Below are 11,540 nucleotides of genomic sequence, written 5' to 3' on the forward strand. Positions count from 1 at the left end.
CCTTGAGTTCGGCGCGACGCTAACCCGTCGCGTTTTTTTTGGCCGCGCCAGACAAAGTGAGGCCGCAGGGCCGGTGCTAGACTCGCCGCTCACCTTTTCAATTACGCGGACACCCCGCCATGCAACACACCGAATTCGCCAGCGACAACACCGCCGGGATCTGCCCCGAGGCGATGGAGGCCCTGATTGCCGCCAACAGCGGCACGCTCGCTTCCTACGGCAACGACGAATGGACGCGCCGCGCCTGCGACGCGATCCGCGCCACTTTCGAAACGGACTGCGAAGTCTTCTTCGTCTTCAACGGCACCGCGGCCAACTCGCTCGCGCTCGCCTCGCTGTGTCAGAGCTACCACAGCATCGTCTGCCACAAGCTCGCCCACGTCGAAACCGACGAATGCGGCGGGCCGGAGTTTTTCTCCAACGGCACCAAACTGCTGCTCGCCGGCGGCGCCGACGGCAAGCTCGACGCCCGCGGCATCGAAAAGCTGGTCGCCGCGCGTACCGACATCCACTACCCCAAGCCGCGCGCGGTGACGATCACGCAATCCACCGAAGTCGGCACCGTGTATTCGCTCGACGAAGTGCGCGCAATCGGCGCCGCCTGCAAGGAAATGAACCTCTCGCTGCACATGGACGGCGCGCGCTTTGCCAACGCCGTGGCCAGCCTTGAAGTCAGCCCGGCCGACATCACCTGGCGCGCCGGCGTCGATGTGCTCTCCTTTGGCGGCACCAAGATGGGCATGCCGATCGGCGAGGCGGTGGTGTTCTTCGACCACGATCTCGCCCGCGACTTCGCCTACCGCTGCAAGCAGGCGGGCCAGCTCGCCTCGAAGATGCGCTTCCTCGCCGCGCCCTGGGCCGGCATGCTCAACGAAGGCGCCTGGCTCAAACGCGCCGCCCACGCCAACGCGATGGCGCGGCGCCTCGGTAATGCGCTCGCCCGCCTGCCCGGCATCGCCCCGCTCTTCCCGGTGCAATCGAACGCCGTGTTCGTCAGCATGCCGCAGCACGCCGCCGACGCACTCAAGGACAAAGGCTGGGCCTTCTACAGCTTCATCGGCGCCGGCGGCGCCCGCTTCGTCTGCTCATGGGCAACGCAGCCGGAACAGGTGGATGCGCTGGTGGCGGATGTGAGGGCGTGTCTGGGTTGAGGCCTGACATCCAAGGCAAACCGGTGTGATGCACTGAACGCACGGCAGGCGCATTCCGCAGCCATTGCTAAGGCAGACAACAGCGGGCGCCCGCGCTGCTACCCCCGCCACCCACTCCGCCAGACCCAGGGTGGGATCGGTGAGGGGTCGCGCCAGAGGCCGATGCGACGGCGGCGGGCTTCTTGTTCGGAGAACTCGTACTGGCCCTGGGCTTGCGGGTCCTGGTGCTTGGCGTAGGCACGGTAGCGCCAGGCGAAGCCGCTGGCGACCTGGGCGTGGCCGAGGTCGAGGTTGTGGGGGCAGTCGGCGCGACCGAGGCAGGGCATGTCGGGGGAGCTGACCCAGGCCACGCCGACGTAGCGGCCGTAGCGGTCGCGCTCGCGCCAGTCCACCGTGACCGCGCCGCCCACCACAAGGCGTTTGAGGTTTTCACGCGCTTCGGCGCCCCAGGGCTGGTCGTGCTCGGGGGCATCGATGAAGGCAAGGCGCACCTGGCGGATGTTGCCGCTGCGGTCGCGTACACGCAGCGAGTCACCGTCATCCACCGAGCGGATTTCGCCCTTGAAACGGCCACCGCGCGCATCGGCATTGGCGCAGGCCAGCGCGCCGAGAAACGCCAGCAGCAGGGCGAAGCCCCGCCGCCTAGATATCGATCGGATCAACATCGACATGCCAGCGCACGGTGCGCGGCGCCTTCAGGGTGTGCAGCAGCGGCACCCACTGCGCGAGGAGGTTCTGCAGCGCGCCGCGGGTATCGGCTTCGATCACAAGTTGCGCGCGTTCCAGCCGCGCGCGGCGCACCAGGCGCATCGGCACGGCGTCGTACAGGCGCACCGCATCGGCAAACGGGTCGGCCGCTGCGCGCGCGTGGGAAAGGAATTCGAGCGCCTGCGCCACTTCTGGCGCTTCGGCCCGCAGCACCGCTTGCGCGCCGCAGGGCGGGAAGTGGGCTTGCGCGCGCTCTTCGAGCTGCGAGTTGGCGAAGCCGTCGAAGTCTTGCCGACGTAGCGCGTCGAACAGCGGGTGCTCGGGGAATTCAGTCTGGATGAAGACTTCGCCCGCCAGCCCGGCCCGGCCGGCGCGGCCGCCCACCTGCATCAACTGCTGAAACAGGCGTTCGGGCGCGCGGTAGTCAGCCGCAAACAACGAAGCATCCGCGCCGATCACGCCAACCAGCGTGAGCTTGGGGAAGTCGTGCCCCTTCGCCAGCATCTGGGTGCCGACCAGGATGTTCGCCTCGCCCGCCTCGATCGCGTGGCGCAGCGCCGCCCAGTGCGCCGGGGTCTTGATGCTGTCGCGGTCGGCCCGCAGGATGCGCGCCTGCGGAAAACGCGCGGCGAGGTATTCCTCGACCCGCTGCGTGCCGCGGCCGAAGCCGTGCAGATCCTGGTTACCGCACTGCGGGCAGGCACGCGGCACCGGCGCTTCGGTGCCGCAGTGGTGGCAGCGCAAGATGCGTTCGGAAAGGTGGAACACTCGGTGGGCCGAGCAGTGATCGCAATCGCTGACCCAGTTGCAGGCGGGGCAGGCGAGCACCGGCGCATAGCCACGGCGGTTGAGGAAGACGAGGCTCTGCTCGCCGCGTTCGAGCCGCGCGGCAATTGCGTTTTCAAGCGGCGGCGAGAGGCCGTCCTTGAGCTTGATGCGGCGCGTATCCACCAGCCGCACCACCGGCGGCGCGGCCGCTGCGGCGCGGCGCTCAAGGCGCAGCAAGCGGTAGCGGCCGTTCTGCGCGGCCTGCCAGGTTTCGAGCGAAGGCGTGGCCGAACCGAGCACCACCGGCACCGCCGCCTGTTGCGCGCGCCACACCGCCAGATCACGCGCCGAATAACGCAGGCCGTCCTGCTGCTTGTACGAGGCGTCGTGCTCTTCGTCGATCAGGATCAGGCCCAGGCGCGGCAGCGGGCTGAACACCGAAAGCCGGGTGCCGATGATGATGTCGGCCGAGCCATCGAGCGCCGCGAGAAAGCCGCGGCAGCGCGCGCCATCCGTCGCGCCGCTGTGCAGCGCCACCCGCTTGGCACGCGGGAATCGCGCTGCCACGCGGGCTTCGAGCTGCGGCGTGAGGCCGATTTCGGGCACCAGCAGCAAGGCTTGCTGGCCGGCCGCGAGGGCGCGTTCGATCAGGCGCAGGTAGACCTCGGTCTTGCCGCTGCCGGTGATGCCATGCAGAAGGAAGGGGCTGAAACGGCCGGCTTGCGCCCACACCGCCTCCACTGCGCTGTGCTGTTCATCGTTCAGCGTCGGGGCCGCACTCAGATCCGCTTCGCGGCGGGTATGGGCCTCGGTGACCCAGCCGCGCTGGCGTGCCTCGCGCAGCGCCGGGCTGCCGAACTGGGCCACCAGTGCCGAGCGCTGCGCTTCGCCCTGCGCCAGGTGTTCCGCAACGGCGCGCAGACGCGAGGCGCGGCCGGCCTGGGCGATCGCGTCGCGGCCGGCGTCGGTGAGGATCAGCCAGGGGTCGGCGCTGCGATCGTCCATCAGCTCGGCGCCGCGCAGGCCAGGCGGCAGCGCCACCGCAACCGCTTCGCCAAGCGGGTGGTGGTAGTAGCGCGCGGCGAACTGCACCATCGCCAGCCAGTCGGCCGGCAGTGCCGGCACTTCTCGAAGGATTGGACCGAGTGGCTTGAGCTTGGCCGGGTCGACCGCCGCCAGCTCGGGCAAGGCGAGGATCACGCCGATCTTTTCGCCCTTGCCGAAGGGCACACGCGCGAGGCGGCCGATGTCGGCGGCAGAGATATCCACCGGCGCCAGATAGTCAAAGCTGCGAGGCAATGGCACCGGCAAGGCAAGCCGGACCACGCAATTCAAACGACCGCTTCGATCAGACAACTTTTCACTTTCAATCCAGACACTTACGAATCAAACATCAGATTGCACACACACAATTCCGTTTAACCCCCTTGTAACAAAGGGCGTTTTGATAGCCTGTGGATAACTTTGTGGGTGATTGCGGTGAAATGCGCCGCCGATGCACCATTTTTGTTCAACTGCAATCCTGCGTCGCAACATTTCGAGTTTGTCAAATCGTTGCAAAACAAGCACTTACGTATAAAGCGCATTGTCAAGCACCACGCGGCAGCGTTTTTTGGCGTGAGAGCGGCTCGGTGTGAATAAGTCAAGCGCCGCGCAAGTATTTTTCGCAAGCCGGCGAGATGGCCGCCAATGCCTTACGCCGCATGGGAAACCAGCCCTTTCAGGTATTCCCCCTCGGGGAAGGCGAGGCCAATCGGATGATCTGGCGCAGCAGACAGGCGATGGATGATCTGGGCGTCGCGCTCGGCGTCGCAGGCTGCGTTGGCGATGATGCTCTGGAACAGCTCCTGCCCGATGCCGCCGGAACACGAGTAGCTCATCAGGATGCCGCCGGGGTTGAGCAGGCGGAAACCGAGCAGGTTGATGTCCTTGTACGCGCGTGAAGCCCGCTTGGCGTGCGCGGCGCTGGGCGCAAACTTGGGCGGATCGAGAATGATGAGGTCGAAGCGGCGGCCTTCGGTACGCAGCTTGCGCAGGGCTTCGAAGACATCGGCCTCCAGCCAGGTCGCCCGGCTCGCGTCGAGTTGCGGATTGCGTTCAAGGTTACGGCGCGCGCTGGCGAGCGCATGGCCGGACGAATCAATCGAAAGCACCTCGCTCGCCCCACCTGCCAGCGCCTGAAGCGAAAAGCCGCCGGTGTAGCAGAAGCAGTTGAGCACGCTGCGGCCCTTGGCCAGATCGCGGGTGAGGCGCCGGTTCTCGCGTTGATCGAGGTAGAAGCCGGTTTTGTGCCCCGCCACCGCATCCACACCCAGCAGCACGCCGTGCTCTTCAATCGCCAGATCCGGGTCGGGCGCCTGGCCGGCAAGCACCCCGACCACCGGGCCGAGGCCTTCGAGGCCACGCACCTCGGAATCCGAGCGCTCGTAGATGTTGGCACAGCCGGTGGCCTGCAGCAGGCCGGCAACGATGGCGTCGCGCCAGCGGTCGGCGCCGGCGCTGGTCAGTTGCAGCACCATGGTGTCGCGATAGCGGTCGGCAATCACGCCGGGCAGGCCGTCGGATTCGCCGTGGATCAGGCGCACACCGTCCTGGCCGGCCAGCATCGGGTGCGCGTTGCGGCGCGCCACCGAGGCCGCGATGCGGCGCTTGAAGAAAGCGTGGTCGATCGGGGTATCGGCGTCAAAAGTCCACATCCGCGCGCGGATCTGCGATTCGGGCGAAAAGGCCGCACGACCGAGTACGACGCCGCGATCGGACACCACTTCCACCGTATCGCCCGGGCGAGCACGGCCGCTCAGCGTGGCGACCGAGCCGGCAAACACCCATGGGTGGCGACGCATCACCGAGCGTTCGCGGCCGGGGTTGAGAATGAGTTGGGCCATGGCGGCATTCCTGCAGGCAAAACGCGATTTTCGCACGCCCGCCGCGACTTTCCGGCGGATGGAAAGCGATTACGCTGCGCCCCCCTTGTGCGAAGTCGGGCATGAAGATCAGCTTTCAGCGCGTGATCATCGCCGGGCTCCAACCCTATCTTTGCGTGGGCCTGGCCACGTTCGGCGCGGCCCGCAGCAGCGTGGGGCACAACAAGCATGCGCCGCGCGAAACGCTATCGCGCCTCAACGGCTGGGCGCAGCGCGCCAACTTGGCCAGCAGAACAGTTGGGAAGCCTTCCCGATCTTCGCGGCTGCGGTACTGATGGCCCACCTCGCCGAGTTCCCGCAGCACTGATCAACCCGTGCGTAGTGCGCTTCGTTGTCGCGCGCTTTGCCTACCCGGGCTGCTATTTCGCCGATCTGGCGACCCTGCGCAGCCCGGTCTGGCTTATCGGCATCAGCGCCTGCGTGCGCTTGATGTGGGCAGCCGTCTGATGCGCCGTGCCGCGCTTGCATTGCGGCGGGCAGCCGCCCCAGAATCGCTTGCATGATCGGCACAGCCGGGCCGGTCTAACTCGGCCACACGCCACGCGCGTGCGCCTGCGGGTTCCAGAGGAGCAGACGCCCTGAGCGCAAAACAGAACGCCGCCGGTGATGCGGCACCCATCGTCATCGATGTCGAAGCCTCGGGCTTTGGCCCGCGCAGCTATCCGATCGAGATCGGCGTCGCCCTGCCCGAGAACCGCGCGTTCTGCAGTCTGGTGCGCCCGGAGCCGGAGTGGACGCACTGGGATGCATCGGCCGAGGCGGTGCACCACATTTCACGCCACAGCCTGCTGCAGCACGGCCGCTCACCCCAACAGATCGCCGAAGCCCTGAACCGGGAACTGGCCGGCAAAGTGGTGTATTCCGACGGCTGGGCCAACGACTACAGCTGGATCGCGCTGCTGTTCGACGCCGCCGAGCGGGTGCCGGCATTCCGGCTCGATAGCCTGCGCACCCTGCTGAGCGAAGAGCAGGCCAACCGCTGGCACGACACCAAGGCGCAGGTCGAGGCGGAGCTGCACATCGAGCGCCACCGCGCCAGCAACGATGCGCGGGTGCTGCAGCTGACACTGCAACGCCTCCGCCACGGCCTGCAGCCGCTGGGCGAAAGCGGGCGCAGCCATGAAGCGCATCTGCTCGACGAAATGGCGCGGCTCGATCAGCTCACGCTGGGTGATCTGATTGCCGCGCAGCACGGCCAGTTCTCGCAGGACATTCAGCGTGAACACCACGCTGCTGCGCTGGCCTGCGGCGGCCGCGTCATCGCTGAACACCTGCAGCAGCGCCTCGCCGGCTACGTGCTGCTGCGCCCAAGGGCCGAGCACTGCTGGGAAATCCTCGCCATCAACATCCACCCTTGGTACCGCAGCACCGGCCTGCACCGCCGCCTGCTGACCCGCACCCTCGCCCACCTGATCTCGCATGGCGCGGACACCTTGCATAGCGTCGTGTTACCCGGTCACGAGCTTGCGATAAAGATGCACGAGAAACTCGGCTTCGCTCGCGAGGCGGATGGCACCGGACAAGTGCGCTTCATCATCCGCGTGCCAGATCTCGCAAGGCGTCTGCGACAAGCCTGAGGCGCCCCTCTGCTCGCCGCCGATGCCGAGAAATAAGGCGCTGCCACTGGCGGGTACCGTCACGCTGGACGCAGTGTGCAGGCCTGGCGAGATCCGGCACAGACAGGGCATCCTCACCTGGCTGCCAGCGGGGCCCGGATGACCGAACAGATCAAGGGCGACATCGAAGAGGCGAGCCGGTCATCAAGTTCGCCGTCGGCTTACCGCAAGCACGACTGCCGCAGCCGTTTATGACTCAATTGCAACAAACGCCACACTTGACGCTATTTGCTGATTGGGCAGTGGTCGACCCTGGCATGACTTGTGGTTACACTCCGCGCACTTCGTCAGGCAGGCAACAAGGCGAAGAACAATACGATGCAGGTTCCGCTAGCGATCGCGCCAGTCCGAGAATCGAGCCAGAGGATGGAGATAAACCATAAGAATGACGCCGTCAGAGACAACGGCGACGGGTAAGCGGCAACGCTGACCGAAATTGCGGGCCGGACCCCCCAGGGGTTTCGGCCCGTTGTGTTTTTGCGCCGCCGTGCGGTGCGTCAGGCCGACAAGGCCCGCGCGAAGCGGGCGAGGCCTTCGTCCAGCGTGCTGCGCGGGCAGCCGAAGTTGAGCCGCACGAAGCCGGGGGCGCCGAAGTCCCGCCCATCCGACAGGCCCAGGCCAGCCGCCTCGAAGTGCGGCGCCGGATGCGCAAGGCCATGCTCACGGCAGTCGATCCAGGCAAGGTAGGTGGCCTCCACCGGCGTCATCTTCACCCCCGGCAGGGCTGCGATGGTTTGCGCCACCTGGCGCGCGTTCTGCGCGAGGTAATCGATCAGGGCCAGGCGCCATGGCTCGCCCTCGCGAAATGCCGCCTCCATCGCGATCAGGCCCAGCATGTTCACATGCGGCACGATGCCCGCCATCACCCGCGCAAAGCGGCGGCGCAGGCCAGCGTCCGGGATCACCGCAAATGCCGCGCCGAGGCCGGGGATGTTGAAGGTTTTGGACGGCGCCATCAGCGTGATGCTGCGCCGAGCAATGTCCGGGTTGAGTGCGGCCAGCGGGACGTGGCGCTTTGCCGGATCCAGCACAAGGCCGCAGTGGATCTCGTCGGAGCAGACCAGCACATCATGCCGCACCACCAGATCGGCGATCCGTGCCAGTTCGTCGGCGTCCCATGCTCGACCAACCGGATTGTGCGGGTGACATAGCAGCCACAGGCGGCTGCGCGCCAGTGCCGCATTGACGGCATCGAAGTCCCACTCCCAGCGCGTGGCGCCGCGCACCAGATCAGCCCGCTCGAGCCGCCGCTCCGCCAGACCCGGCGCAGACAGGAAGGGCGGATACACCGGCGTGGCGGCAAACACGCCATCGCCCGGCTCAGTCGCGGCGCGGACGGCAAGGTTGATGCCGCACACCAGACCCGGCAGCCACACCAGCCAGTCAGGCTCCACCTGCCAGCGATAAGAGCGGGCAAGGTGATCCAGCACGGCTTCGGTGAGCGAGTCGGGCGACACGCTGTAGGTGAAGAGCCCGAACGAGACGGCTTCGTGCAAGGCCGCGGTAACGGCTGGCGGCGCAGCGAAGTCCATGTCCGCGACCCACATCGGCAACACATCGCGCCCGGCATAGCGCGCCCACTTCATCGAATGCGAACGGTTGGCGAGCGCGAGTGGCGTATCGAAATCAAACATGGCGGCGTGGTCTCCGTGCGGGTTCAGCATGCCGACTGAGTGTGAAAACGACAAACGCGACCGGCGTCGCGTTTGTCGTCGAGCGAAGCGCCATCCGGGCGCCCGGCATCAAACGGCCAGATGCTCGTACAAGGCGGTGGAAAGGTAACGCTCGCCGAACGAGGGGATGACCACCACGATCAACTTGCCGGCGTTTTCCGGCCGCTTTGCCAGTTCGATCGCAGCACACAGTGCCGCGCCCGACGATATGCCGACCAGCAGGCCCTCTTCGGTTGCGGCCCGGCGTGCGTAGCTGAAGGCGTCCGGGTTCTTGACGCGGATGATCTCGTCGTAAACCGAGGTGTTCAGGATTCCCGGAACGAAGCCGGCGCCAATCCCCTGGATCGGGTGCGGGCCACGCGCACCGCCGGACAAGACCGGGCTTGCGTCAGGCTCCACCGCCACGATCTGCACGCCGGGCTTGCGCGCCTTGAGCACTTCGCCCACGCCGGTGATGGTGCCGCCGGTGCCAATGCCGGCAACAAAGATGTCCACCTGCCCGTCGGTATCCGCCCAGATTTCCTCGGCGGTGGTGCTGCGGTGGACGGCCGGGTTGGCGGGGTTTTCGAACTGCTGCGGGATCAGGTAGCGCGCGTCAGCGGCGGCCATCTCCTCGGCGCGCTTGATCGCGCCGGGCATGCCTTCCGGCCCCGGGGTCAGGATCAGCTCGGCACCGTAGGCCTTGAGCAGCAGGCGACGCTCACGGCTCATGGTTTCGGGCATCACGATCGTCAGCTTGTAGCCGCGCGCGGCGCAGACCATGGCCAGGCCAATGCCGGTGTTGCCCGAAGTCGGTTCAAGAATGATGGTGTCCGGCTTGATCTTGCCGTCGCGTTCGGCCGCTTCGATCATCGAGATCGCAATCCGGTCCTTAACGCTGTGGGCCGGGTTGAAAAATTCGAGCTTGGCGGCGACGGTGGCGCCGGCGCCCTCGGTCAGTCGGTTCAGGCGCACCAGCGGCGTGCGGCCGATCAGTTGGGTAACGTCGTTGGCAATACGCATATGAAGCCTCTCCGTTAGGTGGGGTATTAGCGCCGTTTGGGCAGACGGCGGATTCTAGGCGCTTGGTCGCCGCCCCGAAACCGCCGCGAGGGCATATGTATATGGGTTTTGCTCAGACGCCCTGGCGCGCTTGACGACATCGATGCGGCGGTCGGCCAGCCGGGTCAGCGCCTCTGCGCTGCCAGCAGCGTCGGGGTGGATTGCAACGCCGATGACGCTGCGCAAGCGCTCGCAACTCACCTGCAGCACGCGGTCGCCAAGGTGGTGACCCAGTTCCGCATTCGCCTGTTTGAACGCCCCATCCAGCAGCTCGGCGCGAACCGCCGCAACTTGAGCGGAAACCACCTGCCGGCCGTGCAAACGCCCACGGCCGGCAGGCCGCGGCCGCTCAGGGCCTGGGCGGCCGCGAGAGAGCAATCCGCTTGCCACCGCCCTGCGCGAGTAAGACGCCATAGGCCACCAGCGCCAGTGCATGCAGCCCCCCGCCAATCTGCCGCAGCGCGGCCTCGCCCAGCGCATCGCCGCCCAGCCGGACCAGCAGGGATGCGTGCAGCAAGGCCAGCGCGAGGTAGAGCTGCGGCCGCACCCGTGGGCGCCAGCCGGTGATCGCCGGCAGGATGATCGGGGCATGGCCGAAGAGCATCGACATGACAAAGCCGACGAACACCGCGTGCAGCGCCGCGTCGTAAGCGGCATCGCCCGGCCCCAGCGGGGTCGGCGACCAGGCCAGCACGAGTGCCCCCGCAGCCAGCCACAGATAGCCGCCCAGCAGGCACACCGCGGTGAAGCGGGGCTGGCCGGGCCGCCGCAAGGTGACCCGGATCACATCAAAGCGCAGCAGCCACAGCACCCAGCCGATCAGCGCCAGTGCCATGCCTCGCTGCGCCACCAGCGGGTGACTCACGGCCAGCCACGCCGCCACGGCAAGCGCCAAAGCCAGCACCGGCGGTAGCGCAATCGCCCAGCGCGGCCGCGGCATCACCCGCGAAAGCTCCAGCCGCTCGGCGGCGATCGTCAGCACCAGAAAGGCGATCCAGGCCAGCGCCGCCGGCGCCGCATGGCCGCCGATCACCCGCACCGCCGCCAGCGGCAGGAAGCTCGCCGCGAGCGTAAGAATGTCGGCGTAGGGTTCGCGAATCTCGCGTGCCTGCAGGAAGGCGATCACCACCAGGCCGATCCCCGCCCCCGCCCAGATGAACAGCGCCAGTTCCCAGGCGCCGGCCAGCGCGATCACTGTGCCCGTGGCGCTGGCCAGCGGCACCGCGAAGCCCGCCTCGCGCCCGTAGGCGATGGCGCGCTCAAGCGAAATCACCGTGCCGAAGAAGCCGCAGCCGAACAAGGCGCCATGCATCAGCGGCAACTGCCCGGCGGGGCTGGGCAAGAGCAGGCCCAGGCGCAAGAGGCCCGCCCACAAGGCGGCGATCAGCGCCAGCACCACACCGCCCACCGGCAACCAGCGTGCGGCGCTCATTGCATTGCGGCCCGCGCGGCGGGGCTCATGCGATCGGGCTGCCAGGGCGAATCGAAGCTCAGCGTGACGCGGCATTCAAAAACGGGAAAGCGGACCCGGCGCGCATCCAGAATCATTGATCGGTCAGGCACGAGGGTTGGGGGCATCGCGGGTCTCCTTGCAGCAGATGATAGCCCCCACGGCCGCCAGGATGCGCCGCGCGGCCGCCGCCAGCGCCGCCGGCGGCG

At 67.4% G+C, this 11,540-nt stretch carries 12 protein-coding genes; 4 read left to right on the forward strand and 8 right to left on the reverse strand.

Going from position 1 to position 11,540, the window contains the following annotated elements:
- The first annotated feature begins 119 nt into the window (after positions 1–119).
- On the forward strand, positions 120–1,151 hold the full coding sequence (locus tag OPU71_RS18235; RefSeq protein WP_267729494.1) for a threonine aldolase family protein: 1,032 nt from the start codon (positions 120–122) through the stop codon (positions 1,149–1,151).
- A gap of 98 nt (positions 1,152–1,249) precedes the next feature.
- Here OPU71_RS18235 and OPU71_RS18240 read toward each other — a convergent pair whose 3' ends face one another.
- From OPU71_RS18240 to OPU71_RS18250, 3 genes are all read right to left on the reverse strand, one after another.
- Positions 1,250–1,822, reverse strand: a complete 573-nt coding sequence (locus tag OPU71_RS18240) for a thermonuclease family protein (RefSeq protein WP_267729495.1) — start codon at positions 1,820–1,822, stop codon at positions 1,250–1,252.
- Positions 1,794–3,962: a primosomal protein N' gene (locus tag OPU71_RS18245; RefSeq protein WP_267729496.1), complete on the reverse strand. Its 2,169-nt coding sequence runs from the start codon at positions 3,960–3,962 to the stop codon at positions 1,794–1,796. Before OPU71_RS18245 ends, OPU71_RS18240 begins: the two co-directional genes overlap by 29 nt.
- 359 nt (positions 3,963–4,321) lie before the next feature.
- On the reverse strand, positions 4,322–5,512 hold the full coding sequence (locus tag OPU71_RS18250) for a class I SAM-dependent rRNA methyltransferase (protein WP_267729497.1): 1,191 nt from the start codon (positions 5,510–5,512) through the stop codon (positions 4,322–4,324).
- Between the two features lie 101 nt (positions 5,513–5,613).
- On the opposite strand from OPU71_RS18250, the gene OPU71_RS18255 reads away from it, so the two are divergent.
- From OPU71_RS18255 to OPU71_RS18265, 3 genes are all read left to right on the forward strand, one after another.
- Positions 5,614–5,826, forward strand: a complete 213-nt coding sequence (locus OPU71_RS18255) for a hypothetical protein (protein WP_267729515.1) — start codon at positions 5,614–5,616, stop codon at positions 5,824–5,826.
- On the forward strand, positions 5,789–5,998 hold the full coding sequence (locus tag OPU71_RS18260) for an MAPEG family protein (protein ID WP_267729498.1): 210 nt from the start codon (positions 5,789–5,791) through the stop codon (positions 5,996–5,998). The genes OPU71_RS18255 and OPU71_RS18260 overlap by 38 nt, the downstream gene beginning before the upstream one ends.
- 266 nt (positions 5,999–6,264) lie before the next feature.
- Positions 6,265–7,128 carry a GNAT family N-acetyltransferase gene (locus OPU71_RS18265; RefSeq protein ID WP_267729499.1) on the forward strand — a complete coding sequence of 288 codons (864 nt, stop codon included), beginning with the start codon at positions 6,265–6,267 and terminating at the stop codon, positions 7,126–7,128.
- A 536-nt stretch (positions 7,129–7,664) separates the two neighbouring features.
- On the opposite strand, the gene OPU71_RS18270 is transcribed toward OPU71_RS18265, so the two are convergent.
- The 5 genes from OPU71_RS18270 to OPU71_RS18290 all read right to left on the reverse strand — a co-directional run bounded on the left by OPU71_RS18270 (position 7,665) and on the right by OPU71_RS18290 (position 11,459).
- Complete coding sequence (locus OPU71_RS18270) at positions 7,665–8,801, reverse strand: MalY/PatB family protein (protein WP_267729500.1); 1,137 nt, start codon at positions 8,799–8,801, stop codon at positions 7,665–7,667.
- A gap of 108 nt (positions 8,802–8,909) precedes the next feature.
- The gene (gene cysK, locus OPU71_RS18275) at positions 8,910–9,842 is read right to left on the reverse strand and encodes a cysteine synthase A (protein ID WP_267729501.1); all 933 of its coding nucleotides are present in this window, start codon (positions 9,840–9,842) and stop codon (positions 8,910–8,912) included.
- Between the two features lie 54 nt (positions 9,843–9,896).
- Positions 9,897–10,187, reverse strand: a complete 291-nt coding sequence (locus OPU71_RS18280) for a hypothetical protein (protein ID WP_267729502.1) — start codon at positions 10,185–10,187, stop codon at positions 9,897–9,899.
- Between the two features lie 43 nt (positions 10,188–10,230).
- Complete coding sequence (locus tag OPU71_RS18285; protein WP_267729503.1) at positions 10,231–11,313, reverse strand: hypothetical protein; 1,083 nt, start codon at positions 11,311–11,313, stop codon at positions 10,231–10,233.
- Positions 11,310–11,459, reverse strand: coding sequence for a hypothetical protein (locus OPU71_RS18290; protein ID WP_267729504.1), 150 nt, complete (start codon positions 11,457–11,459; stop codon positions 11,310–11,312). Before OPU71_RS18290 ends, OPU71_RS18285 begins: the two co-directional genes overlap by 4 nt.
- Positions 11,460–11,540 lie beyond the last annotated feature (81 nt).

This window comes from Niveibacterium sp. 24ML, from assembly GCF_026586805.1.
Classification (GTDB): domain Bacteria; phylum Pseudomonadota; class Gammaproteobacteria; order Burkholderiales; family Rhodocyclaceae; genus Niveibacterium.